Origin of the sequence: Prosthecobacter fluviatilis, assembly GCF_042655725.1 — a bacterium.
Lineage (GTDB): Bacteria > Verrucomicrobiota > Verrucomicrobiia > Verrucomicrobiales > Verrucomicrobiaceae > Prosthecobacter > Prosthecobacter fluviatilis.
The window spans coordinates 110,459-133,645 of sequence record NZ_JBHSMQ010000002.1 but is presented as its reverse complement, the minus strand read 5'-3'; the positions used below and the strand labels follow the sequence as shown (position 1 = coordinate 133,645).

The window sequence follows — 23,187 nt, the reverse complement described above, 5'->3', positions numbered from 1 at the left end:
TCGCAGTATCGGTCACACGCGAAGCCATGGCAAAACTCACCTTTGTTCTCGAAGACTGCCAGGAAATCGTCGTCCCCATTTCGGACCATCTGACTCTCGGACGCTCGGAGGACAATGACGTCGTCGTCGATGACGAACGTGTCTCAAAACACCACGCCGAACTGGTGAGCAATGCGGACGGCAGCATCCAGCTGTTTGATTCCAGCTCCACCGCCGGCACTTTTGTCAACGGCGAGCGTGTCCACAGCCGCACCATCCACCCAGGAGACAGGCTCGCATTTGGCCCGCTCACCGCCGTCTTCGATCTCGCAGCCCCTCACACCCACGGCTCCCACCACACTCCATCCCCCCGGCCATCAGGAGACGAAACGCAGGCCGTGACTCTCGATCTGCCGGTCAAAGCCGGCAAGCTCGCCACTCGCAACCGCAGAAGAAGAGGCAGGCTGGACTCCGCCGGTCCCGGGCATGCGAACCATCAGGAGGCCACAGCCCTTCTGGAGGCAGAAAAAACGCTCCTGCTATCCGAGGTGGACGCCATTCGGAAAGAACTGAGCAGCCTGCAGCAGCAGTCCGCAGCAGAGCGCGCCGAACATCTTGCCCACATGGAATCTCTCCGCTCTGGTGAAGAGCACCTGGCCGGCGTCAAGACGGCGATCCGCGAGGCAGAAATGACACATGACGGCTGGATCAAGTCCATCCAGGATCTGACCACCCGCCACCAAGAGCAAACCGCCGCCCTGCAGCGCAGCATCGAAACCTCTCAGGCTGAGGAGGATAAACGACGCGAACGGCTGGCCGAACTTGAGCACAGGCTCGCCGAACTCCGTGCCGACATCATCGAGGCAGAGCGTCAGCGCAGCGAGCTGCGCCAGCAGGCGGACCTGGCTCACGCCGAACTCAAAAACTTTGAAGCCGCCATTGATCGCATCTCCAAAAAAACAGCCGATTGAGGCACTGTTTCTGCATCATTCGCCCGCACATGCAAATGCCTGATTGATTACACACGTTTCATCGACTTTGCTGCGCCAGTTTCAACGCTAAATCCCCCCATGGCCAAAATCACTTTCGTGCTCGAAGACGGACAAGAAGTGGTGGTTCCCCTCAAGGAACACATCACCATCGGACGTGACGAGAACAACGACATCATGGTCGATGATGAGCGCATTTCTTTGCATCATGCCGAGATCGTCCAAAACGCCGACGGCAGCCTCCAGGTCTTTGATCTCAAGTCCACCGCAGGCACCTTCGTCAATGGCGAGCCCCAGCTCAGCTGCACCCTTCTCCATGGAGACACCATCGCTTTTGGCCCCCTCGTAGGCACGCTCGATCTTGAGCTCCCCGCCGCCAGCCCCCTGGCCGCCGCTCCTCCGGCTTCCACCACGGCTCCAGCTCCCCTCCCGCCAGCACCGGCCTCTTCAGACAAGGCCCATCACGAAGACATCGCCAGACTGGAGTCCGAAAAAGCACGGATCAAATCCGAGATCGCTGCCGCTGAAAAGGAGCTTCGCGACTGGCAGCAGCGCGCCGAAAAAGAGCGCGAACTGCATCTGGCACGCGTGGAGTCCCTGCGTGCGGAGGAGGCAAAGCTCGCCCCCGTCAAAGCCGCTGTGCAGCAGGCGACAACGGCACACCATGAGTGGCTTGAAACCATCAGCGCCCTGACGCGCCAGCACGAGGATAAAACTGCGGCCCTCGAGCGTCTCAACACCCAGCATTACGAAAAGTCCACCGAGGTCCAGCGCCTCACCGCCGCAGCAGCTACAGCCCAGCAGGAAATCGAAATCCTGGCCGCTCAAAAGGAGGAGGCCGCAGCCCGGCTCAAACAGGTGCGCGATGAATGCGAGCAGGACGAGGCATTGCTGAACTCTCTGCGCCAGCAGATCATCGAGCATGAAAAGCGCATCGCAGAAGAGGAGGCCAGGCACACCTCTCTCAGCACCGCCACTGCGGAGCTCACTGCCAGGCACCAGCGGGAGGAAGCTGCCGTCAAAGACCTTGAATCTCTCCTCATGTCTCTGGAGCAGCGCTGTGCCGCAGCCGAGGCCTCGCTGCAGCGCCTCCAGGAAGAACTCGCCGCTGGCGAAAAACAGCTGGCCTCTCGCTCCGCAGAGCTCGCGGCATGCACCGCCGCGCTCGCAGCTGAAACCAGCCGTCACGAAGAAGCCAGAACCAAGCGCGTCGAATTGGATCAGCTCAATCAGGACCTCGCCACCGCAAAGCAGCAGCTCTCAGACGCCAGACTGCGTCTCGCGGCTGTCGAGCAGCGCTACCGCGACGCACAGGCAGGCAGCTCGCAAATCGCCGCCCCGAAACGCCAGCCCGCCCAGGATGCGGCCACTCCTGCCGAACCAGAAAACACCGTGCTCACCTCCCAGGTCGAAGCCGCACGCCGCGAACTCGCTGAACTCGAGGCGAAGATCGCATCTCTGCGCCCTCTCGCCGCAGGTCCTGCAGACCCAGCGGCACAGCAGGCTTCCGGTGCTGCGCCCCCCGTTGTGGTCCACGTCGAGACGATCCGCCTTGCCCCGGTCCCGATCAAGTCAGAGCGCACCCGGGGCCCTGGCACCCAAAAAGCCGCCGCGCGCGCCTGAGCCGGCCAGCAGCTCACACCTTCACCAGGGCCAGCTCCGCGTCAGTCACACATCACCCCAGGTGCTTTTTCAGAAACCCCACGAGGCCTTGCGCCACGTGCGTCACCTGCTTGGCCGCACGTTCATCCTTCAGTGCGCCGCTCTCATCAAAGACTTCATGCGCCTTGGGCACGGCCACCTGGTCCGGCAGCACGATGACACCGATGTTGCCCAGAATCGCACGCAGGTGCACCAGCCCCCTCAGCCCGCCGAGCGCCCCTGGAGAGGCGCTCATCAGGGCAGCCGCTTTTCCGCGAAAGGCCGCCAGAGCAGGCTCCTCATCCGTCTCAGCTCGCGACACCCAGTCCAGGGTGTTCTTGAGCACGGCGGTGACTGAGCTGTTGTATTCAGGCGATGAAATCAGCAGCGCATCATGCTCACGAAAGATCGCCTTCAATTTTTTCGCATTCTCAGGCAGCCCTTGCTCATCTTCCAGATCACCGTCAAACAGTGGCAGCGGGTAGTCTCGCAGATCCAGCAGCGTGACCTCGGCACCGGCCGCACGAGCCGCCTCGGCGGCGTGGCGGACCAGCTTCTTGTTGTAGGATGCTGCGCGGGTGCTGCCTGCAAACGCAAGGACTTTGGGAGTGCTCATTCCCATGGATACCTGCACACGCCAAAACCGCCAGCCAAGAGTGAGCTTTCAGCGTTGTCAGGCACCTCTTTTCTGTGAAGGTTGGCCCCATAATGAAGATTGACGCCCTGGCCCGCCTCGAACGTTACGCTAAACGCATCGCGGAAATAGCCGCCGTTCTCGGCAAATATGGGCTCGCGGACCTGTTCGGGGGCTTCAAACACTCCTGGCTTCAGGACCGCCTCAAAAGCGCTGACGGCCAGTCTCTCACCACCGGCGTGACTCAGGCGGCCCGCGTGCGCATGGCCCTCACAGAGCTCGGCACCACCTTCATCAAGCTCGGCCAGATGCTCAGCACCCGCGCAGACCTCCTCGGCGCGGACCTGACCGAGGAGCTCTCCCAGCTCCAGGCCAATGTGCCCGCAGACACCGCTGCCGTCGCTCGCGCGACGATTGAGGCTGAGCTCGGCCTGCCTATTGAGCAGCTCTTTGCCTCCTTTGACGACACCCCTCTCGCCGCCGCCTCCGTGGCCCAGGTGCATGCCGCACGCCTTCACACCGGCCATAGCGTCGTAGTCAAAGTGCGCCGCGCGGGCGTCGCCGAACAGGCCGCCACGGATGTGGAGATCGTCCAGGCCCTCGCCGAGCTTCTGGAAAAGCACTCCCCTGCCCTGCGCTCCTACCAGCCGCTGGCTGTTGTGCGCCAGTTCCGCCGCACCCTGCTTCGCGAACTCGACCTCACCTACGAGCGGCAAAATCAGGAGGAGTTTGCACGCAATTTCGCCGACGACCCGACCGTCTGCATCCCCGAACTCTTCGGCGAGCTCTGCTCCCACCAGGTCGTCACCATGCAGCGCCTGGATGGCATCGTCGGCACAGACATCGAGGCCCTGCAGCAGTCCGGCGTGGATCTCGGCAAATTCGCCAAACGCGGCGCCAACATGTACCTCGAAATGGTCTTCCGCGACGGCTTCTACCACGCTGACCCTCATCCCGGAAACCTCATCCTCCTCCCAGGAAACATCGTCGGCGTCATCGACTGCGGCATGGTCGGCCGTATCGACGAAGACCTCCGCGACGAGGTCGAGGCCCTCCTGCTCGGCATCGTGGAAAACGACTCCGAGCTCGTCGCAGAGCAGGTCCTCCGCCTGGGCTCCGTACCACCGGACTGCGCTCGTGACAAACTGCGCGCAGACCTCCAGGAGTTCATGGAGGACTACACCGGCCATCCTCTCAATGACATCCAGGTCGGTGCGGCCTTGAGTCATCTCGTCGAAATCATCCGCAGCCATCACATCGTCCTCCCCCCCTCGCTCGCGATGCTGCTGAAGACCCTCATTGTGCTGGAAGGCACCTCCCGGCGCTTCAGCCCGGACGTGAGCCTGGCCGAGCTCATGCAGCCCTACTGCACGCGCCTCCTGCTGCGCCGGTTTTCCCCAGGCCGCATCGCCAAGCGCGCCCGCCGCTCCTTCCGCGTCTGGAATCGTCTCCTCACCGCCCTCCCACGTGATCTCACCGACCTGCTCGCCCGTTTCCGCGACGGCTCCTTCACCGTTCACATCGACCACCGCCACCTCGACCCCATCGTCAACCGCCTCGTCCTCGGCATCCTCACCGCAGCCATCTTCCTCGGCTCCAGTGAACTGTGGAGCCGCCAGGCCGCGCCGCTGCTCTACGGCATTTCCATCTTTGGCGCCCTCGGTTATGCTCTGTCTCTCTTCCTTGGCTGGCGTCTCCTTCGCGCCATCAAGAAATCGGGGAACATTCAATCCAAGGACTGAATTTCATGCATGTCTGAATCTTCACGAATTATGACCGATTCTTGACAGCTTGCCCTCTTGACCTGCCCTCCGTCCCCACCGTAAACCTTTCGCCGACTCCAACCTAGCTCCCCCACCCATGTATTTCCTCGGCATCGACAGCGGCACGCAAAGCACCAAGGCCATCGTCCTCGACCTCGACTCGGGCAAAATCGTGGCCGCCGGCCACAGCTCCTATGAATTGATTGACGGCCTGCCCCCAGGCCATCTGGAGCAGGACCCGCAGTCATGGATCGACGCGGTGGACGCCTCCGTGCAGCAGTGCCTGGAGCAGATCGGCAAGGACAGGACCAAGATCGCCGGCATCGGCGTCAGCGGCCAGCAGCATGGACTCGTGCCACTGGGGGCGGACGACAGGCCCGTGCGTCCCGCCAAGCTCTGGTGTGACACCTCCACCCAGGCTCAGTGCGCCGAGATCGCCCATCAGTTCGGCGGCCAGCCCGGCGTCATCGCCCTCGCCGGCAATGCCATGCTGCCCGGTTACACCATCCCCAAGCTGCTCTGGCTCAAGCAAAACGAACCGGAGAACTTCGCAAAGACGAAGACCATCCTGCTCCCCCACGATTACATCAACTTCTGGCTCAGCGGCGTGAAGCGCATGGAATACGGAGACGCCTCCGGCATGGGCATCCTCAACGTGAACACCCGCCAGTGGGCCTATGAAATCTGTGATTACATCGATCCCTCCGTGCGCGCCATGCTGCCTCCGCTCGGCTCTTCCAAATCCGTCCACGGCACCATCCGCAAGGACCTCGCCGTCAAGTGGGGCCTGAACTCCGATGTCATCATCAGCGCCGGCGGCGGCGACAACATGATGGGCGCCATCGGCACAGGCAACATCAAGCCCGGCGTCGTCACCGCCAGCTTCGGCACCAGCGGCACCCTCTACGGAGTGGCCGGCTCTCCCGTCGTCGATGGTCAGGGCGAAGTCGCCGCCTTCTGCGACAGCACAGATCAATGGCTCCCGCTCGTCTGCACCATGAACGTCACCGTCGTCACCGAGCAGGTGCGCGAGATGTTCCAATGGGATCTGAGCCAGCTCGAGGCCGCCGTCAAAACCGCCCCCGTCGGTGCCGATGGCGTCATGTTCCTGCCTTACCTCAACGGCGAGCGCACCCCCAACCTCCCCAATGGCACCGGCGTCATCCATGGCCTCCGTCCCACCAACATGGCCCCGGCAAACATCGCCCGTGCCGCCGTTGAGGGCGCCACCCTCGGCCTCGCCTACGGTCTCAAGCGCTTCCGCGATCTCGGCATGAACCCGACCGAAATCCGCCTCACCGGCGGCGGCAGCAAAAGCAGCGTCTGGCGTCAGATCGCCGCAGACTGCTTCAATGCCGAAGTCGTCACCCTCAGCACCAGCGAAGGTGCCGCCCTCGGCGGAGCCATCCAGGCCGCCTACGCCCACTCCAACCAGGGCGGCGCTGAACGCATCAGCTACGAGCAGCTCTGCGCGCGGCTCGTCACTCTGGATGAGTCCACACGCTGCAAACCCAACCCCGAAAATGCCGCTCTCTATGCCGCACAGCTTGAGCGCCAGATGGAGCTCACCGGCCGTCTCAACCAAACCGGCTGGCTCTAAACGCCTGACTTCTTCATGAAACCAACCGTCCGCACACACCCAAACGCCGTCGTCATCGAACTTGAGGGCGAGGCCGATCTGGCGACCGTCCCCGAATTCCAGAAAGTCGTGCGCGAGCAGATGAAGGCCGGCGTCAGGCGGCTCATCATTGACTTCGCCAAGGTCACCTTCGTCAACACCCCCGTCTGGGCGGTTGTGGTGGAGTACTTTCAGCACGCCAGCAGCGCAGGCACGGAATTTGCACTGACCGGCATCCAGGGCCGTGTGGATGCCTCTTTCAAAATCGTTCGCCTGGGCGACTTCATCACCCACCTGCCCACCGTGGAGGCCGCTCTCGACGCCGCTGACCTGACAAGCAAACGTTAGTCCCTCTCCCCCGCCCATGAACGAAGCGTTCCGCCAATACTTCGGACTGTGCGGAAGCCTGCTCTACTGGCTGTTCATCGCCCCGTTTCGAGGCAGGGGCTGGCGTATCGGTCATACCTTTGCCCAGCTCGTGCGCATCGGCGTGCACGCCGTCCCCATGTCTGCGCTCACCGCCCTGACCATCGGCGTGGTGCTCGCCATGCAGTCGGCAGCCCAGCTTGCCAAGATGGGCGCCACGGTTTTCGTTCCCGGCCTCGTGTCCTCCAGCCTCGTGCGCGAGCTCGCCCCCCTCGTCACCGCGGTCATCGTCATCGGTCGCAGCGGCTCCGCAGTCACCGCAGAGCTTGGCACCATGAAGGTCTCGGAGGAGATCGAGGCTCTCGAGGTCATGGCCATCTCTCCCATGTCCTGGCTCATTGTCCCGCGTTTCCTCGCCATGGTCATCATGCTCCCATTGCTCACCGTCTTCAGCATCTACGTCGGGCTCGCCGGTGGCTGGCTCATCGGCCACTTCTCCCTTCACATGTCCACCGCCTACTTCGTGAATCATGCTCTGCATTACATCGCTTTGCGCGATGTAGGCATCAGCATGCTCAAAAGCGGCGTCTTCGGCATCCTCATCGTCACCATCGCCAGCAGCATCGGCCTCAATGTCTCCGGCGGGGCCGAGGGCGTCGGCCTCGCCACCACGCGCTCTGTCGTCATCTCTCTGCTCAGCGTTTTCATCGCCAACGCCCTCCTCACCGCGCTGTTCTTTTTCTGATGCACGCCGTTCCTCCAGATCCCTCCGGCGGCGAACCGATCATCGAGGTCGATTCGCTCGTGCGCTATTTCGGTCGGCAAAAGGTTCTCGACGGCGTCAGCTTCAAAGTTTACGCCGGGGACACCTTCATCATCATGGGCGGCAGCGGCTGCGGCAAGAGCACCCTCCTGCGCCACCTCATCGGCACCGAAAAGCCCACCTCCGGCAGCATCAAAATCTTCGGCCAGGAGATCACCTCCATGCACCCGGACGCAATGCACAAGCTCCGCGGCCGCTACGGCATGCTCTTCCAGTCCGGCGCTCTCCTTCAGTCTCTCACTGTCGCAGAAAACGTCGCACTGCCTCTGCATGAACACACGCAGCTCGACGCCGGCCTCATCGACACCGTCGTCAAAATGAAGCTCGAGCAGGTCGGTCTCACCGGCCACGGCCACAAAAAACCCTCCGAGATCAGCGGCGGCATGAAAAAGCGCGCCGCCCTCGCCCGCGCTCTCGCCTTGGACCCGCCCCTTGTCTTCAGCGACGAGCCCACTGCCGGACTCGACCCCGTCATGACCGCCGTCGTCGATGAGCTCACCCAGCGGCTCACTCAGAAAATCGGCGCCACCGTCGTCGTCGTCACCCACGACATGAACAGCGTCTTCCGTATCGGCACCCGCATCATCATGCTCGGCACCGGCGCACATCAGGGAAAGATCCTTGCCGCAGGCACCCCCGCAGAAATTCGCGCACATCCTCACCCCGCCGTTCAGCAGTTCATCAACGGAGATCCCCAGGGCCACAGCGGCGACGACTCAGGCGAGGTCCTCTACCGCGACGCCCTCCTGGGCCTCAATGATACCGGCATGTATTCACGTTCTGCCATCCACTCCTCCAAGCCATGAAAAACAAGCAAGATGCCGCCGTGGCCACCCTGGTCATGCTGTGCTCCCTGATCCTGCTCGGCGCGCTGGTCTTCGCAGTCTCGGGCGATCCCTGGCGCAAACCCCGCCTCCATTTTTCCGTCGATTTTGCCGACGTCACCGGCATTCATCGCAACACCACCGTCCTCTTCGCAGGCGACAAAATCGGCGTCGTTGAACGCATCGAACACCTGCCCCCCGCAGACCGCATTCTTCAGAGCAACACCGTTCGCGTTCACATCGAAGTCTTCAAACCCGCCCCCATTCCCTCCAGGCTCAAAGTCATCATCAGCGCCGAATCCATCCTCGGTGAAAAGCACATCGCCCTCATTCGCCAGGACGACGAAGAGGGTCTGCTGGCAGACGGTGCCCAGCTCACCTCCACCAGCCTCGGCAGCATGCTGGAAATGATGCTGCCCGGCGGCGACGCCATTTTTGCCAATCTCAGGGACATCACCGCCGACCTCAAAAAAATCACCGGCCCTCTTGGACAGGGAGACGCCTCTCAAAAAATCACCGACTCGCTGGCCAACATCGAAGCCTTCACCCAGCAGCTGAAAACCACCTTCGCGGGCGACGGCAAAACACCCGGCTTCGGCCAGAAGATCCATGCCGTGGCCGACAAGCTCGAAGAAACCGCCACAGGCATCCAGGAACTCGTCAAAGGCCCCAAGGGCGCGGCAGACAAAGGCCTCGCCAGCCGCGCAGACACCATCCTTGCCAACCTCGAAAGCTTTTCCAAGGAGCTCCATCAGACCATCGCTGGCACACCGGACGGCAGGCCCGGCCTGAAAACACGCCTGGATGACATCACCACCGATCTCCACAAAATGCTCGGCGGCGGTGAAGACGCCTCCGGCCCGGGGCTCGAAAAGCACCTCGACACCACCATGCGCAAGATCAACACCCTCGTCGAAGAAATGAACGCCCTCGTCGTCTGGGGCGAGTACATCACCGGCACTCTCGCGGGAAAACCCAGCCGCCTGATCTTTGGCAGCAAGGAAAACGAAGTCCCCACCAAGGAGCAGATCATCGAGCACATGCGCCGCACCCACACCCCCTACCCCGTCCGTATCAAAGAACTCGACTCAAAATCCAAACCCGCCGCCTCCGGCCCCATGCCCCCAGAGAGCGCCTCCCCTGAAGACAAGAAGAAAGGACTTCTCAACTTCTTCAAACGCAATGAGTAACCCCCAGCCCATCGCCTCACGCCAGAGCGTCCTGCTCGACGTGGCACGCCGTCTCAGCAGCACACAGAACCTCGTCGAGCTCGTCGATCATATCCTCCAGCGCTCCCGCGAGGTCATGGACTGTGAAGTCTGCTCTGTCCTCCTCCCAGACGGCCCCAGCGAAGACCTCCTCATCCGCTCAACCCTTGACCCCATCAATGCCATGGAGGTCCGTGTCCCCAAGGGCAAGGGCATCGCCGGAGACGTCTTTTCCACCAAAAAAGCCGTCAACATCGAAGACGCCCTCAGCGACCCTCGTCACTTCAGACCGGCCTCCGATCAGTCAGACCTCGTCACCCGTGCCATGGTCACCATCCCCCTTCTCGATGGCGACCGCTGCCTCGGTGTCATGCAGGCGATCAATCCCAATCACGGCTCATCCTTTACCCCTCAGGACGTCGAGATGTTCGAGACTTTCGGCAGCCTCATTGCCGTGACCTTGATGCGGCTCGAATCACAGAAAAAAGCCATCCAGGAAGCTGAAACCCGGCAGCAGCTCTCCCTCGCCTCGGAAATCCAAAACTCATTTCTCCCCTCTCCCCAGGTGCGCCTCGGAGAGGTCGCAGTCGAGACTTTCTACGAGCCCGCCAGCGAAGTCGGCGGCGACTTCTATTTCTGGCATCAGATTGATGACGGCAAGATCCTTCTCGGCGTCGGCGACGTCTGCGGCAAGGGCCTGCCCGCCGCACTCGACATGGCGCGCGGCACCACCCTCATCGCCTCCACTGCCCACCTGTGTGCCACGATGAACCTCGCCGAATGGATGGCGACTTTGAACAAGCGCCTCTGCGGCGTCATGAAGGCGGGCCGCTTCATCGCCATCAACGCCATGCTCGTGTGCCCAAAGTCTCGCCGCGTGTGGCTCTGCTGTGCAGGCCTGCCCGGCGCTCAGGTGTTCGATGGCAAAGCCTGGCGGGAAGTCGCCACTCCAGGCAATGCCCCCCTCGGCATCTCCTGCGCCGCACGCTACTCGGAGACTTCGCTCCCTCTCAGCACCGGCCGTCAGTGGATGCTCTACACCGACGGCATTCTCGAAGTCCAGAACAGCGCAGGCGAATACTTTGAGGACAGGGCCTTCGCCGCCACCCTGCAGGAAGCCGGCGGCGGTGAGGGCTTTTTGCCACACCTCGTCAGTCAGTGGCTCACTTTCGCCAGAGGCTCCAGCTACCAGGATGACGCCACCATTCTTGCCATCACTGACCACTCCCCGCCCGCACCGGATGAACTCGCCCTCTCCTGCCACCCCGACACCCTGCGCCTCGTCCGCCAGTTCATCGAGACCTGGTCCGCCTACCATGGCCTCAACGACGAATTCACCGGCCTCCTCGTGCTCGGCTGTGACGAGGTGATGAGCAACATCTGCAAATATGCCTACTGCTCCTCCAGCTCCGAACGCACGGCAGCCTGCCGCATGGAGTCGTCCGCTGGCGCTGTTCGCATCCTCATTGAGCATTACGGCGCAGGCATCACCAATGAGGATTTTCAGAAGCTCGTGGCACCGCCCTCCATCGAATGCCGCATCGGCGGCCTTGGCCTTCACGTCATCAGCGAGATCTTCGACCGCGTGGATTTCCGCCGTGAGGAAGGGCGCTCCGTCATCGAGCTGGTCAAGCATTTGTAAGAAATTGCATATAGCGGTAATCGTATTGACCCCTGCGTTTGATTTGGATAAAACGGCAGCCTAATTCCACAAAATCACATGGAAACACCGACCAAAATCAAACTGCTCGCAGTCATTGCCATCATTGCAGGTCCCATCCTCACCTACAACGGCCACAAGGACAAGGAACGCCTGGCCGCGCTCGACAAGGACGGCGTCACGGTGGATGGCATTATCGAGGGAGGAGAGTGGAAAAAAGGGCGGCGCTCCAGCAGCTACAAGTTTGATGTCTCCTACACCCCGCAGAATGCCTCCCCGGTGAAGCAGACCTTCCAGGTCACCTCCAACTTTTTCTCCGCTCACGCCAGCGACACCGCGGTCACCGATCCTGCGGTCAAAGTACGCTATCTTCCCTCTGCCATCCAGGACAGCGCCATTGTCGTCGGCGGCTCCACGGACATGACAGCCATGTTCGGTGTAGGCATCGGGGCCTTCGCCATCGGCTTGTGTACTTCGATTGGCATGTTCTTCTTCAAGAAGTAGCTGCGCCTGCATTGGCCCATCTCATCTGCCACGGCGGGAGGTTTCTCCCGCCTTTTTCATGCCCGGAAGAAACATCCCGCACCTTGACCACAGATCAGAACACCGCCATGCAGTGACTTCCCTCCCATGGCCAAAATCCGCATCAAGTCAGCCGGCAAAATCATCGCAGGAATCATGCGCTGCATCGGCACCACCCTGCGCTGGGAAGTGCGCGATGACGCCGGAGTTTTTGACGCCACGCGCAAAGGCTGGATCTGGTCCTTCTGGCACAACCGCATGTTCCTCATCCCCTGGCTGCACCATGAGTGGTTCGCCAACGTCCCCGGCACCATCCTCACCAGCCCCAGCGGAGACGGCCAGATCATCGCCGATGTCTGCGCCAGCTTCGGCATCGAGGCCGAGCGCGGCTCCAGTTCCAAGCCCGAGAAAGGCATGAGCGCCCTCATCGCCCTCGCGGCCAAGGCACGCGAAGGCTACGAGATCGGCATCACTCCCGATGGCCCGCGCGGCCCACTGCACCGTGTACAGCCAGGCATCGTCAAGCTCGCCCAGCTCACCGGCGTGCCCATCATCCCAGTGCACATGCACTACAGCCACGCCATCCAGTTCAAGACCTGGGATGAATTCCTCCTGCCCCTGCCCTTCTCCAAAGTCACCCTCGTCTTCGACAAGCCCCATCACATCCCCCGCCGCATGACCGAGGAGGAGTTCGAGCAAAAGCGCCTCGCATTGGAAGATGTCATGCGTTTTGGAACCACCCTTGAAAATCTCCAGCGCTCCCGCTAGCCTCACGGCATGGACACGCTCTCCGTCCGTTGCAACCACTGTGGCGCCCCTCTGCAAGTCTCCGACACCACACGCTTCGTCACCTGCCAGTTCTGCCACAGCAGCCTCGAGGTGAAGCGCACGGACAACTCCATCTTCACCGAAGAAGTCGCCAGGATCGCCGCAAATACCGGCAAGATGGCCGAGAGCCTGGAGGTCATCGCTCTGCAAAATGAAATTGAGAAACTGGATCGCGAGCTGGGCATGGATCACATGCTCGACGCAAAAAAGGACGCCTCGGGACCAGCCTCAAAAATCATGGGCTCCATGTTTGGAGTCTTTTTCACCGTTGTCTGCATTCTCATGGCCACAGGCTTCTCCAAAGCAGGTGCAGGCATTTTCACCATTGTCCCACTCGGCATGGGCGTATTCGGGATCATCATTTCCATTTCTTCCTTGCGCAGTGTCCTGAAGGAAAACACCACTCATTCCAAATATCGGGAACGCCGTGAAGCACTGGAGCGCCAGTTGGAAGCGTTAAAACAAAAGTAATGCTCATCGCCTTCTACAAGCCCTTCGACGTCCTCTCCCAGTTCACCCAGGAGCATCCCTCCCACCGCACCCTCGCCGAGTTCGGCTTCCCTCCGCACGTCTATGCCATCGGCCGCCTCGACCGCGACTCCGAAGGCCTCCTCCTCCTCAGCGATGAAGCCCGCTGGAACGACCGCCTCCTCAATCCCCGCCACGCCCACCCCCGCACTTACCACGCCCAAGTGGACGGCACCGTCACCGAAGAAGCTTTGAAAAAGCTCCGCTCCGGAATCGACCTCAAAGACTTCCACTCCCTCCCCTGCAAAGCCCGCCGCCTCGAAACCGAGCCCCCTCACCCGCCGCGCACTCCCCCCATCCGCGTCCGCAAAAACATCCCCACCTCCTGGCTCGAGCTCACCCTCACCGAAGGCAAAAACCGCCAGGTCCGCCGCATGACCGCCGCCGTCGGCCACCCCACCCTCCGCCTCATCCGCGTCTCCATCGGCAGCCTCACCCTTCAGGATCTGGGCCTGAGCGCAGGCCATTGGCGCGGATTGACCTCCGAAGAACAGCACCGAGTCCTCCCCACCTCAAAGCAGGCTTAAGCCCTCCGAGCGTTCAGAAATCGAAAATCGATGGTTCGACAATCGTCAATCCTCCGGAAACACCCGCCAACCACTGTCCCCCCCTCCGCCGCCCCAAATCCCCCCTTGCACACCCGCGCCACCATGCCATTTTCCGCGCCCTTTCCCCAACCCTAGCATGGCCCTCATCGTCCAGAAATACGGCGGCACCTCCGTCGGCACCCCCGAGCGAATCCGCAATTGCGCACGACGCATTCTGGAAACCCAGCGCGCCGGCAATCAGGTCGTCGCCGTTGTCTCCGCCATGTCCGGTGTTACGGACAATCTCATCAGGCTCGCCAAAGAAGTCTCCCCCGAGCGTGAACCCATCGAGCGCGAGATGGACGTCCTCCTCGCCACCGGAGAGCAGACCACCATCGCCCTCACCGCCATGGCCATCAATGCCCTCGGTGGCAAGGCCGTCTCCCTCACCGGTGCCCAGGCAGGCATCTCCACCGACCGCGTCCACACCAAGGCACGCATCGTCAACATCACCCCGGATGCCGTGAAAAAGATGCTCGACGAAGGCAACATCGTCATGCTCGCCGGTTTCCAGGGCGAGACCGCCAGCGGCGAAATCACCACCCTTGGCCGTGGCGGCAGCGACCTCACCGCCATCGCCATGGCCGCCGCCATCAAGGCCGACCTCTGCCAGATCTACACCGACGTGGACGGCGTCTACACCTGCGACCCACGCGTGGTGAAGACCGCCCAGAAGATCAACGAGATCAGCTACGAAGAGATGCTCGAAATGGCCTCCTCCGGCTCCAAGGTGATGCAGAGCCGCAGCGTCGAGTTTGCCAACAAATTTGGTGTGCGCTTTGAAGTGCGCAACAGCATGAACAACAACCCCGGTACCATCGTGAAAGAAGAATCCCCCGGCATGGAGTCCGTCGTCGTCCGCGGCGTCAGCCTCGAGCGCAACCAGGCCAAAGTCACCATCGACGACGTCGCAGACCGTCCAGGCATCAGCGCCGCCATCTTTGGCGCCATCGCCACGGCCAATGTCACGATCGACATGATCGTCCAGAACGTCAGCTTTGATGGCATCACCGACATCTCCTTCACCCTCAGCGGGGCAGACCTCGCCAAGGCCGAGGCCGTTCTCAATGCAGTCCTGCCCACCCTTGGAGACAAGGCCAAGCTTCGCACCCAGAGCAGCATCGCCAAGGTCAGCGTCGTCGGCATCGGCATGCGCAGCCACAGTGGCGTCGCCGCCAAGATGTTCAAGGCCCTCGCAGACGCCAAGATCAACATCCAGATGATCTCCACCAGCGAGATCAAGACCGCCGTCATCGTGGACGAAGCCGAAGTCGAAAACGCCGCCCGCGTCGTGCACACCGCCTTCGGCCTCGACGCCTGAAAATCATAAGTGATGCAGGCACTCCTGCCTGCGATTCGAGCGTCCCATCTTGCTCCAAGATGGGACGCTTTTTTCTGCCCCCAATGCAATGAGGCAGGAACTCATACCACGCAGACCTGAAGACGGGTCTCATGGATGGAATCCAGCATCCCATGAGGCCAGCCAGCACTCTGGCGGAGAGGAATCGTCCCGATCCCTCACGCTCCCGCATAGCCCCTGAATTCTCACGTCACCACAAAGCCCAGCCCCCCGCTTCATCCAGCGCCATAGCACATCCGCGAACACGCTGCAGGTGGGAGGATCAAGATGATCCCCTCCGTCGGCTCGCGCCTCCACCTTCAGACCCGTTTTCATCGCTTCAGGGTATCAATCCTTATCAGCCGCTGCAATCCTCACCTGGCAGACACCGCTGCCACGTTACCGCAAGACTGGATGCGCACGCAGTTCTCTAGGCTGCGGGTGGCTCGACCAAGCCACGGTTCGCCACGCACCATCAAGCGAACAACCAGCACCAGCCATCATCCAAAAAAAACACAAAACCCCGGCCCGCACTCACATGCGAAACCGGGGTGATGAAAAAACACCGGCGCGTCAGACTACGCGCTGCGCTTCAGGTAATACTGCTGGTACACGTTCTCGTTCAGCTTCAGCTTCGCGCGCAGGCTGTCCAGGGCGGCAGGCTCGCCGTTGAACTGGATGTTGATGAAGTGCCCGCCTTCGACGTGGCGTGGGTTGAAGGGGAACTTGCGTTTGCCCATGTTGTCGATCTGCTCAAGCTTCAGTCCGGACTTTTCCATGTCCTTGCTGATGGTGCTGACGAGGGAGTCAACGGTTTCTTCTTTGCCTTTGGTGTCGAGCACGATGAGTGCCTCGTATTTGCGGTTCATAGGTGGTGTGGTTCGGGGTTAAGATTCGGATTGTCGGTTGAAGACATTCATGGCGGTTTCCAGCCCGCGATCAACCGCAGAAAGCACGGCGTCAGCAGCACGCTGGATCACCGTCTGCAGTTCAGCCTGCTCCTCGGGGCGGAATTTTCCCAGCACGTGTCCCACCATGCGGTCACCGGCTGGCCGGCCATCTGCCGGAGAGATTCCCACTTTCAGGCGCGGAAACTCCTGCGTACCCAGAGAGGAGATAAGAGAACGGATTCCGTTGTGCCCGGCCGCAGAGCCGTTCGTGCGAAAGCGCAGACGCCCCAGTGGCAGATCGACATCGTCGTAAACCACAAGCGTTTGCTCGGGCGTGGCTTTGTAAAAGTGGCCCACAGATTGCACGGAGCGGCCGCTGTCGTTCATAAACGTCAGCGGCTTGAGCAGATACCCGCCTGCAAACTTGGCCACCATGCCAGCCCAGCGCTTTTCCTCGCGGAAAGCGGCTCCCAGGCGTCGTGCGATTTCGTCCAGCACCATAAATCCGATGTTGTGGCGTGTGTCGCGGTAGGTTTCTCCGGGATTGCCGAGGCCTACAATGAGTCGCGGCGCGTTCACGCCGCTGCTCTTTGTATCCGCACCGGAAGCCACATCGTGGAAAAAGGGCGGAAATTACTTCTTGGCGGCTGGCTTTGCAGCAGCGGCAGGGGCTGCGGCTCCGGCGGCTGGCTTCGCACCAGCGGCAGGGGCTGCGGCAGCGGGCTCAGGCTCCGCTTCCACCTTGGGCTCTTCGCACATGACGATGACGACATCACCACCCAGACGGGGAGTGACACCGGCAGGGAAGTTGATTTCACCCACGTGGATGCCTTTGCCGACTTCAAGGCTGGTGACGTCGATCTGAATGCTCTCAGGAAGATCCTTCGGCAGGCAGCGCACTTCGATTTCGTGGTGGATGGCTTCCACCATGCCGCCCTGCTTCTGTCCCTTGGCCTCGCCAACGATCGTCACAGGCACGTTGGCATGGATTTCTTCGTCAGCGGCCACAGCGTGGAAGTCAATGTGTAGGATGCCGCCGCGCAGGTAGTCGTGCTGCACTTCCTGCACCAGCGCCAGCTGCTCTTCTCCGGCGATCTTCAGCGAGACGAGAATGTTGTCCGAGGCGCTGCCTTCGAGAAGCTTCGAGAAGGTTTTGCCATGCACCTGAATGCTGGAAGGCTTCACCTTGCGACCATAGAGGGCGGCGGGAATGTTGCCTGCTTTGCGCATGCGTTTGACGGCGCCGGTACCGGACTGGGTGCGGACTTCTGCCTGGAGATCGAGAATTTTGGCCATGGTCGGGGTTCCTCAGGGGAGGAGATTAAGTTTTGGAAAAAGGGCGCGGAGAATACACGCCTATCCCCGCGTGTCAAACAGGGATGTGACAGACTCGTTCCCGTGAATGCGGGCAATCGCCTGCGCCAGCAGGGGGGCGATGTCCAAAGCGGTGACTTTTTCCCCCGTCGCCTGCGGCGTCGAGTTCGTGGCCAGCAGCTCCACAATCGGCGATTTGGCGATGCGCTCCCGCCCCTTGTCGCCCAGCACTGCATGGGAGACCCCGGCGTAAATTTTCTTCGCCCCATGCTTCAGCAGAAGCTCTGAAGCTGCGGTCAGCGTACCGGCGGTTTCCGTCAGGTCGTCCACCAGCAGCACATTTTTCCCGGCCACGTCTCCGATCACGCTGTGCGCCTCCACCTCTTCGGCGCTCACCCGGTTTTTCGCCACGATCGCCATCGGCGCACCCAGCGCCTTGGCAAAGGCATGCGTCATCTTGATGCCTCCCACATCGGGAGAGACCACCACCAGGTCTCCGATCTCGCGCTCGCGGATCGTCTTCATCAGCACCGGCGCGGCGTAGAGGTGATCCACCGGAATGTCAAAAAAGCCCTGAATCTGCCCCGCGTGCAGGTCCACCGTCAGCACCCGGTTCACCCCGGCGGCCACCAGCAGGTTCGCCACCAGCTTTGCCGTGATCGGCACCCGCGGGCGGTCTTTGCGGTCCTGCCTGGCATACCCGAAAAACGGCAGCACGGCCGTGATGCGGTTGGCGCTCGCACGGCGCACGGCATCCACCATGATCAGCAGCTCCATCAGATTCTGATTCGTCGGCGGGCACGTCGGCTGCACGATGAAGACATCACCACCGCGGATGTTCTCGTGGATCTGCACGAAAGTCTCTCCATCTGGGAAAGTGGTCAGCTCAGCGGCGCAAAGCTCGATGTTCAGGTTTTGGGCAATCGACTTCGCCAGCGTCGGATGCGCGGAGCCGCTTAAAATCTTCAGACTTTCATTCATGGGGCGCGGAGTTAGGCGAGCCTGTCACAGAAATCAACCCATCGCATCATTCCGTCTCTCAATGCTTGTGCTTCGGGTTAAATTTCCGTAGCCCTGGCGGTAAATCTGCTGCTAAATTACCCACCCCTTACCTAGATCTGCCATGAGTGATTCCTTCATGCCACCTCCCCCGCCGAAGACCACCGGCGGCGGCTGGCGCTGGGAGCCGCCCTCTCCGGCGGAGCTGCAGAAAATTTTGCCCCATTACCAGGTCCACATGCTCATCGGCAGGGGCGGCATGGGGGCCGTCTATAAAGGCACTCAGCTCAGTCTTGAGCGCACCGTGGCCATCAAGCTGCTCCCTCCCGCCATGGATCGGCAGGATCTCGCTTTTGCCGAACGCTTCAAAAACGAGGCCCGCCTCATGGGCCGCATGAATCATCCCGCCATCGTCAGTGTCTATGACTTTGGCAGCACGGCAGACGGCCTGCTCTACTTCGTCATGGAGTACGTCGACGGCACCGACGTCCAGCGCATGATCGCCCGCGAAGGAAAGCTCCCTCCGGAGCACGCCCTCGCCATCACCGCCCATTTGTGCGACGCCCTCGGCTACGCCCACAAGCAGGGCATCGTCCACCGCGACATCAAGCCCTCCAACGTCCTCATCGACGTCGAAGGCCGCGTCAAAGTCGCAGACTTCGGCCTTGCAAAACTTTCGGACAAAAATCAGAACTCCGGCCTCACCCAGACCGGCATGGCCATGGGCACCCCCGACTACGTGGCTCCGGAAACGCTCATGCTCGGCTCGGACGTGGACGGCCGCGCAGACATCTACGCCGTCGGCGTCATGCTGTATCAGATGCTCACGGGAGACATCCCTCGCGGCATGTTCAAGATGCCCTCGCAGAAATTTCAGAGCATCGACCCCCGCTTCGACGCCATCGTTCGCCGCGCTTTGGAGCACGACCGCGAGGACCGCTACCAGAGCAGCCACGAGCTGCGTCAGGCCCTGGACGTGATTTTGACCACCCCGCGCGCCATCTCCGGTCAGGAATCCAGCGCCGTGCTGCCCAGGCAGCAGCCAAACACTCACGGCAGGACCGTGGTCCCCTCCTCACGCAACCCCGGCTCCACGCAGCAGCGCACCCCGTCCAGACAGGACCCTTATCAGCCACCGCCTCCGTCCAAAGCCAAGCCAGCATCCACGATGCCCTACGTCCTCGCCGCCCTGCTCATGCTCGGCGTCGGCGGCTGGTTCGTCGTGAATCGTCATTCCCCCTCAGTCCCGCCCAATCCTTTCGAGACAGCAGAAATCACCCCGCCATCTCCACCGGTCCCCACGCCTAAAATCACCCCGTCCCCGTCCACCCAGCCTAAGCCCAAACCGCCGCAGACTACCCCCACGGTCACACCGCCTCAGGTCAGGCCCGCACCTCCCGCCCCCACACCTGTCGTGGTCACACCACCGGCCATGGTCCCGGCCACGCCACCAGTCACCGTCAGGCCCGCCCCTCCAACCCCAGCGCCCTCTGTCAACGAGCCCATCGTCCTGCGCCTGGCCCAGCTTGAGTCCCAGTTCCAGACCGCTTTTGAGCGCGACGTCAACGCCGCTTACACCGATCAGCTCAACACTTTAGGCTCAGGTTATTCCACCGCGCTCGATCGCGCCATGCTGGACGCCAGCAAAGCCGGGCGGCTCGATGAAACACTGGCTTTGCGTGAAGAAAAGCAGCGCTTCACCACGCATAAGTTCATGCCCTCCATTGACCCTGCCAGCCTGCACAAGTCCGTGGTCAGTCTCCGCAACGCCTATCGCAGCGCAGAAAAAAAATACGCCCAGCAGAAGGATGCCTCCTCCCTCCCGCTCTACGATCGCTACATCGAGGTCCTCAACGCCTTGGAAAAGGAAGTCATCTCCCAGGGCCGTGGCGCAGACGCCGCAGCCATCCGCACCAAGCGTGAAGACGTCGTCGCCCGCCGCAGGCAGCGTGCCGCAAAAGCAGCCTCCAGCGCCTCCCTCCCACCGCAGACCTCCCCCTTGGCAGGCAGGCTTTCTTTGTTCGACGGCGAATCCCTCAGCGGCTGGCGCATCATTGGTGACGCCGACTCCTTCACCGTCATCAGCGGCGAGATCCGCAGCAATTCGCGGCCCGGAAACCTCATCTATGTCGGCGCCTCTGGCGTCGCCCCCGACTGGAAAGACTTCACCCTCGAAATCAAAGTCAAATGCCAGGACCGCTCCAATTCCGGCATCTGGCTCCACATACCTGACCCCGTCACCATCATCAACCGCAAGGTCTCGGCCTTTGAGGTGAACATCGACGAAAGCGCCGGCCAGACCGGCTCGATCCTCGGCTCCGTGGAAATGAGCAGCGGGGCGCCTCAAAACCTCCGCATCGACGGCCGCGACACCTTCGGCTCCATCAAATCATCCTCCGAGCGCTACTTCAATCAGTGGCGCGCCATGCGCATCACCAGTAAATCAGGCCTCGTCACCGTGTGGATCAACGGAGTTCAGGTCAATCAGTGGTCTCTGCCCTCCGGCTGGACCCCGTCTGGAAGCAAAAACTACGTCCAGACCTTCGAGGGCACCATCGGCCTGCAGTCAATGAGAGGCAGCGTCGCCTTCAAGGACATCACCCTCGAACTGCTTTGAAAAAAGAGCTCTGCTCTTGAGCCTTGGTGCGTAGTCTAGTCTTTATCATGCCTTGGTTTCACCTCATCATCGCCGGCCTCCTAGAAGTCGCCTGGGCCATCGGCCTCAAGCAAACCGCCGGCTGGACCCGCCTCGGCCCCAGCCTCATCACTGCGGCGCTCATGATCGCCAGCTTCTTCTTTCTCTCCCTCGCCCTCCGCACGCTTCCCCTCGGCACCGCCTACGCCATCTGGACTGGCATCGGCGCCGTCGGCACCGCGCTCATCGGCATCTTCATCTTTGATGAACCCCGCACCGCCGCCCGCCTCGTATGCATTCTGCTCATCATCTCCGGCGTCGTCGGCCTCAAGCTCGCCTCCACCCCGCCCGCCTGATACTGCATTCTGGACTCGTCATTCGGATTTGCTCATTCGTCATTTCCCGCTCCGCCTCTTCCATCTCTCCTTTGACAACCACCCCCCCCGCCTCTTCATTCCCTCTTATGACCCCCAGCCAATACTCCGATTTTCCCTCCGTCATCGCCCCTCAGTCCAGCTACATGGTCCCCACCGTCATCGAATCCGAAGGCCGTGGCGAGCGCGCCTATGACATCTACTCACGCCTGCTGAAGGACCGCATCATCTTCCTCGGCGGCGAGGTCAATGACACCATGGCCTCCATCATCATCGCCCAGCTCCTTTTCCTCCAGATGCAGGACCCCAAGAAGGACATCAACATCTATGTCAACAGCCCCGGCGGCAGCGTCACCGCAGGCCTCGCCATCTATGACACCATGCAGTTCCTCACCTGTGACGTCTGCACCTACTCCATCGGCCTCGTCGCCTCCATGGGCGCCGTCCTCCTCGCCGCAGGCACCAAGGGCAAGCGCTACGCCCTGCCAAACTCCGACATCATGATCCACCAGGTCTCCGGCGGCGCACGCGGCACCGCCAGCGATGTCGAGCGTACCGTCGAGTACATGTTCGGCCTCAAAAAACGCCTCAACCGCATCCTCGCCCACCACACCGGCAAGTCCGTTGAGCAGATCGAGCGCGACGCCGACCGCGACAACTACATGTCCGCCGCCCAGGCCGCCGAATACGGCCTCGTAGACAAAGTCCTCGAAGGCAAAAAGGACATCCCTTCCGACTCCAAATAACCCATTCACCCAAAGAGGGCGGGACTCACACTCCCGCCCTTTTTTGTGCCCAAAAATCATTCATCAAACGCGAATGCTCGCGAATCGCCACGAACCAGGCTCCAACCCAGCGTCATTCCTGTAAATTCGCGGATATTCGCGCCCATTCGCGTTATTAAATATCCGGGTGCCGGATAACTTCGGGTTTTAGCCCGCTCTGACTAACGCTCACGCAATCACCATGCGCTTCAGTGTCATTCTTGCACTCCTCCTCGTCCTGTCAGGATGCGGCAGGAAGACGCCTGCAAAGGTCATCGTGCCCCCGCTGCCAAAAGTAGAGATCTCCGACGTCCCCTCCCCTCCAACTCCGACCATCATCGTTGCAAAAGGCTCCACCCTCCAATCCATTGCGACCACCGCCTACCACCACAGGGATTTCAGCGGTTTCGTGGGACACCTGAATGGCATAACCATCCCTGAACGGCTTCGTGCGGGTGCCACTCTCAAAACCCCATCTTTGCCCGTGGCATTTCGTGATGCAGGTCTGCATCCGCAATATCAACCAGCCATCAACGCACTTGCTAAAGCGTGGATTGATCTGGTGGACATTCTACCTGCATACATCCGTGCACGCGATGACAGCGGGGCGGGTGATGGTTCATCATTCACATTACCAGTCGACATCCAGGTCAGGCTGATCAGTTGCGCAGATGCAATCGATGCATCGATCGATGTCTTGATGCATCCAGCAACAGGGCATGCACTACCACTCAAAACCATCGGACAGCTTGCAGGAGTGTCGGCTTCTCTTCGGAGGTTCTCCAAAGGCTTCGTTGACAGCCGTGACTACGACACCTTCCTCGCTGAAAAAGGCTTCGGCTTGGGATTTACTTATGCCATCCTTTGGGTGCAGTGGGGATACAAGTGAGAGCAAGGCATGT

General features: G+C 61.3%; 23 protein-coding genes. 18 read left to right on the top strand and 5 right to left on the bottom strand.

The annotated features are described in order from the left end of the window. Nucleotides 1–26: 26 nt before the first annotated feature. Together ACFQDI_RS05775 and ACFQDI_RS05770 are read left to right on the top strand one after the other, a co-directional pair. Complete coding sequence (locus tag ACFQDI_RS05775; protein ID WP_377164362.1) at nucleotides 27–950, top strand: FHA domain-containing protein; 924 nt, start codon at nucleotides 27–29, stop codon at nucleotides 948–950. Between the two features lie 99 nt (nucleotides 951–1,049). Continuing rightward, complete coding sequence (locus tag ACFQDI_RS05770; RefSeq protein ID WP_377164360.1) at nucleotides 1,050–2,591, top strand: FHA domain-containing protein; 1,542 nt, start codon at nucleotides 1,050–1,052, stop codon at nucleotides 2,589–2,591. 52 nt (nucleotides 2,592–2,643) lie between these two features. On the opposite strand, the gene ACFQDI_RS05765 is transcribed toward ACFQDI_RS05770, so the two are convergent. Continuing rightward, on the bottom strand, nucleotides 2,644–3,225 hold the full coding sequence (locus ACFQDI_RS05765; RefSeq protein ID WP_377164358.1) for an NADPH-dependent FMN reductase: 582 nt from the start codon (nucleotides 3,223–3,225) through the stop codon (nucleotides 2,644–2,646). A 92-nt stretch (nucleotides 3,226–3,317) separates the two neighbouring features. Between ACFQDI_RS05765 and ACFQDI_RS05760 the strand changes: the two genes are divergently transcribed. The 12 genes from ACFQDI_RS05760 to ACFQDI_RS05705 all read left to right on the top strand — a co-directional run bounded on the left by ACFQDI_RS05760 (nucleotide 3,318) and on the right by ACFQDI_RS05705 (nucleotide 15,291). Next, complete coding sequence (locus tag ACFQDI_RS05760; protein WP_377164356.1) at nucleotides 3,318–4,985, top strand: ABC1 kinase family protein; 1,668 nt, start codon at nucleotides 3,318–3,320, stop codon at nucleotides 4,983–4,985. A gap of 118 nt (nucleotides 4,986–5,103) precedes the next feature. Then, nucleotides 5,104–6,606 carry a xylulokinase gene (gene xylB, locus ACFQDI_RS05755; protein WP_377164354.1) on the top strand — a complete coding sequence of 501 codons (1,503 nt, stop codon included), beginning with the start codon at nucleotides 5,104–5,106 and terminating at the stop codon, nucleotides 6,604–6,606. A gap of 15 nt (nucleotides 6,607–6,621) precedes the next feature. Then, nucleotides 6,622–6,972 carry an STAS domain-containing protein gene (locus ACFQDI_RS05750; protein ID WP_377164352.1) on the top strand — a complete coding sequence of 117 codons (351 nt, stop codon included), beginning with the start codon at nucleotides 6,622–6,624 and terminating at the stop codon, nucleotides 6,970–6,972. 16 nt (nucleotides 6,973–6,988) lie between these two features. Beyond that, nucleotides 6,989–7,735 (top strand): MlaE family ABC transporter permease, encoded by a 747-nt coding sequence (locus ACFQDI_RS05745; RefSeq protein ID WP_377164350.1) that lies wholly within the window; start codon nucleotides 6,989–6,991, stop codon nucleotides 7,733–7,735. Then, nucleotides 7,735–8,619, top strand: a complete 885-nt coding sequence (locus ACFQDI_RS05740; RefSeq protein ID WP_377164348.1) for an ABC transporter ATP-binding protein — start codon at nucleotides 7,735–7,737, stop codon at nucleotides 8,617–8,619. The genes ACFQDI_RS05745 and ACFQDI_RS05740 overlap by 1 nt, the downstream gene beginning before the upstream one ends. Next, the gene (locus tag ACFQDI_RS05735) at nucleotides 8,616–9,827 is read left to right on the top strand and encodes an MlaD family protein (RefSeq protein WP_377164346.1); all 1,212 of its coding nucleotides are present in this window, start codon (nucleotides 8,616–8,618) and stop codon (nucleotides 9,825–9,827) included. The genes ACFQDI_RS05740 and ACFQDI_RS05735 overlap by 4 nt, the downstream gene beginning before the upstream one ends. Beyond that, nucleotides 9,820–11,487, top strand: coding sequence for an ATP-binding SpoIIE family protein phosphatase (locus ACFQDI_RS05730; RefSeq protein ID WP_377164344.1), 1,668 nt, complete (start codon nucleotides 9,820–9,822; stop codon nucleotides 11,485–11,487). The genes ACFQDI_RS05735 and ACFQDI_RS05730 overlap by 8 nt, the downstream gene beginning before the upstream one ends. 78 nt (nucleotides 11,488–11,565) lie before the next feature. Beyond that, complete coding sequence (locus ACFQDI_RS05725) at nucleotides 11,566–12,009, top strand: DUF3592 domain-containing protein (protein WP_377164342.1); 444 nt, start codon at nucleotides 11,566–11,568, stop codon at nucleotides 12,007–12,009. Nucleotides 12,010–12,135: 126 nt separating this feature from the next. Next, nucleotides 12,136–12,795 (top strand): lysophospholipid acyltransferase family protein, encoded by a 660-nt coding sequence (locus ACFQDI_RS05720; protein ID WP_377164340.1) that lies wholly within the window; start codon nucleotides 12,136–12,138, stop codon nucleotides 12,793–12,795. A 111-nt stretch (nucleotides 12,796–12,906) separates the two neighbouring features. Then, nucleotides 12,907–13,326: a hypothetical protein gene (locus ACFQDI_RS05715; RefSeq protein WP_377164338.1), complete on the top strand. Its 420-nt coding sequence runs from the start codon at nucleotides 12,907–12,909 to the stop codon at nucleotides 13,324–13,326. Further along, nucleotides 13,326–13,910: a pseudouridine synthase gene (locus ACFQDI_RS05710; RefSeq protein WP_377164336.1), complete on the top strand. Its 585-nt coding sequence runs from the start codon at nucleotides 13,326–13,328 to the stop codon at nucleotides 13,908–13,910. The genes ACFQDI_RS05715 and ACFQDI_RS05710 overlap by 1 nt, the downstream gene beginning before the upstream one ends. Nucleotides 13,911–14,067: 157 nt before the next feature. Further along, entirely contained in the window at nucleotides 14,068–15,291 is a 1,224-nt protein-coding gene (locus ACFQDI_RS05705; protein ID WP_377164334.1) for an aspartate kinase, read from the top strand. Nucleotides 15,292–15,887: 596 nt separating this feature from the next. Here the strand turns inward: ACFQDI_RS05705 and rpsF are convergent. The 4 genes from rpsF to ACFQDI_RS05685 are packed head-to-tail and all read right to left on the bottom strand — an operon-like array spanning nucleotide 15,888 to nucleotide 18,494. After that, nucleotides 15,888–16,178, bottom strand: coding sequence for a 30S ribosomal protein S6 (gene rpsF, locus ACFQDI_RS05700; protein WP_377164332.1), 291 nt, complete (start codon nucleotides 16,176–16,178; stop codon nucleotides 15,888–15,890). A gap of 18 nt (nucleotides 16,179–16,196) precedes the next feature. Then, on the bottom strand, nucleotides 16,197–16,778 hold the full coding sequence (pth, locus tag ACFQDI_RS05695; protein ID WP_377164330.1) for an aminoacyl-tRNA hydrolase: 582 nt from the start codon (nucleotides 16,776–16,778) through the stop codon (nucleotides 16,197–16,199). Nucleotides 16,779–16,832: 54 nt separating this feature from the next. Then, nucleotides 16,833–17,495, bottom strand: a complete 663-nt coding sequence (locus ACFQDI_RS05690) for a 50S ribosomal protein L25 (RefSeq protein ID WP_377164328.1) — start codon at nucleotides 17,493–17,495, stop codon at nucleotides 16,833–16,835. Between the two features lie 60 nt (nucleotides 17,496–17,555). Continuing rightward, on the bottom strand, nucleotides 17,556–18,494 hold the full coding sequence (locus ACFQDI_RS05685) for a ribose-phosphate diphosphokinase (RefSeq protein ID WP_377164326.1): 939 nt from the start codon (nucleotides 18,492–18,494) through the stop codon (nucleotides 17,556–17,558). 142 nt (nucleotides 18,495–18,636) lie between these two features. Between ACFQDI_RS05685 and ACFQDI_RS05680 the strand changes: the two genes are divergently transcribed. The 4 genes from ACFQDI_RS05680 to ACFQDI_RS05665 all read left to right on the top strand — a co-directional run bounded on the left by ACFQDI_RS05680 (nucleotide 18,637) and on the right by ACFQDI_RS05665 (nucleotide 23,174). After that, on the top strand, nucleotides 18,637–21,129 hold the full coding sequence (locus ACFQDI_RS05680; RefSeq protein ID WP_377164324.1) for a protein kinase domain-containing protein: 2,493 nt from the start codon (nucleotides 18,637–18,639) through the stop codon (nucleotides 21,127–21,129). 47 nt (nucleotides 21,130–21,176) lie between these two features. Beyond that, a complete protein-coding gene (gene sugE, locus ACFQDI_RS05675; protein WP_377164322.1) occupies nucleotides 21,177–21,503 on the top strand; it encodes a quaternary ammonium compound efflux SMR transporter SugE in 327 nt (108 codons plus the stop codon). Nucleotides 21,504–21,610: 107 nt separating this feature from the next. Further along, entirely contained in the window at nucleotides 21,611–22,267 is a 657-nt protein-coding gene (locus ACFQDI_RS05670) for an ATP-dependent Clp protease proteolytic subunit (RefSeq protein ID WP_377164320.1), read from the top strand. A gap of 220 nt (nucleotides 22,268–22,487) precedes the next feature. Then, nucleotides 22,488–23,174: a lipoprotein gene (locus ACFQDI_RS05665; protein ID WP_377164318.1), complete on the top strand. Its 687-nt coding sequence runs from the start codon at nucleotides 22,488–22,490 to the stop codon at nucleotides 23,172–23,174. The last annotated feature ends 13 nt before the right edge of the window (nucleotides 23,175–23,187 follow it).

What these genes read in the sequence shown, in the direction of transcription:
- ACFQDI_RS05770 (WP_377164360.1), top strand. Translation starts at nt 1,050, where the DNA reads ATGGCCAAAATCACTTTCGTGCTCGAAGACGGACAAGAAGTGGTGGTT.
- ACFQDI_RS05685 (WP_377164326.1), bottom strand. Translation starts at nt 18,494, where the DNA reads ATGAATGAAAGTCTGAAGATTTTAAGCGGCTCCGCGCATCCGACGCTG.
- ACFQDI_RS05720 (WP_377164340.1), top strand. Translation starts at nt 12,136, where the DNA reads ATGGCCAAAATCCGCATCAAGTCAGCCGGCAAAATCATCGCAGGAATC.
- ACFQDI_RS05705 (WP_377164334.1), top strand. Translation starts at nt 14,068, where the DNA reads ATGGCCCTCATCGTCCAGAAATACGGCGGCACCTCCGTCGGCACCCCC.
- ACFQDI_RS05740 (WP_377164348.1), top strand. Translation starts at nt 7,735, where the DNA reads ATGCACGCCGTTCCTCCAGATCCCTCCGGCGGCGAACCGATCATCGAG.
- xylB (WP_377164354.1), top strand. Translation starts at nt 5,104, where the DNA reads ATGTATTTCCTCGGCATCGACAGCGGCACGCAAAGCACCAAGGCCATC.
- ACFQDI_RS05710 (WP_377164336.1), top strand. Translation starts at nt 13,326, where the DNA reads ATGCTCATCGCCTTCTACAAGCCCTTCGACGTCCTCTCCCAGTTCACC.
- ACFQDI_RS05775 (WP_377164362.1), top strand. Translation starts at nt 27, where the DNA reads ATGGCAAAACTCACCTTTGTTCTCGAAGACTGCCAGGAAATCGTCGTC.
- ACFQDI_RS05730 (WP_377164344.1), top strand. Translation starts at nt 9,820, where the DNA reads ATGAGTAACCCCCAGCCCATCGCCTCACGCCAGAGCGTCCTGCTCGAC.
- rpsF (WP_377164332.1), bottom strand. Translation starts at nt 16,178, where the DNA reads ATGAACCGCAAATACGAGGCACTCATCGTGCTCGACACCAAAGGCAAA.
- ACFQDI_RS05745 (WP_377164350.1), top strand. Translation starts at nt 6,989, where the DNA reads ATGAACGAAGCGTTCCGCCAATACTTCGGACTGTGCGGAAGCCTGCTC.
- ACFQDI_RS05760 (WP_377164356.1), top strand. Translation starts at nt 3,318, where the DNA reads ATGAAGATTGACGCCCTGGCCCGCCTCGAACGTTACGCTAAACGCATC.
- ACFQDI_RS05725 (WP_377164342.1), top strand. Translation starts at nt 11,566, where the DNA reads ATGGAAACACCGACCAAAATCAAACTGCTCGCAGTCATTGCCATCATT.
- sugE (WP_377164322.1), top strand. Translation starts at nt 21,177, where the DNA reads ATGCCTTGGTTTCACCTCATCATCGCCGGCCTCCTAGAAGTCGCCTGG.
- ACFQDI_RS05665 (WP_377164318.1), top strand. Translation starts at nt 22,488, where the DNA reads ATGCGCTTCAGTGTCATTCTTGCACTCCTCCTCGTCCTGTCAGGATGC.
- ACFQDI_RS05750 (WP_377164352.1), top strand. Translation starts at nt 6,622, where the DNA reads ATGAAACCAACCGTCCGCACACACCCAAACGCCGTCGTCATCGAACTT.
- ACFQDI_RS05690 (WP_377164328.1), bottom strand. Translation starts at nt 17,495, where the DNA reads ATGGCCAAAATTCTCGATCTCCAGGCAGAAGTCCGCACCCAGTCCGGT.
- ACFQDI_RS05680 (WP_377164324.1), top strand. Translation starts at nt 18,637, where the DNA reads ATGAGTGATTCCTTCATGCCACCTCCCCCGCCGAAGACCACCGGCGGC.
- ACFQDI_RS05670 (WP_377164320.1), top strand. Translation starts at nt 21,611, where the DNA reads ATGACCCCCAGCCAATACTCCGATTTTCCCTCCGTCATCGCCCCTCAG.
- ACFQDI_RS05765 (WP_377164358.1), bottom strand. Translation starts at nt 3,225, where the DNA reads ATGAGCACTCCCAAAGTCCTTGCGTTTGCAGGCAGCACCCGCGCAGCA.
- ACFQDI_RS05735 (WP_377164346.1), top strand. Translation starts at nt 8,616, where the DNA reads ATGAAAAACAAGCAAGATGCCGCCGTGGCCACCCTGGTCATGCTGTGC.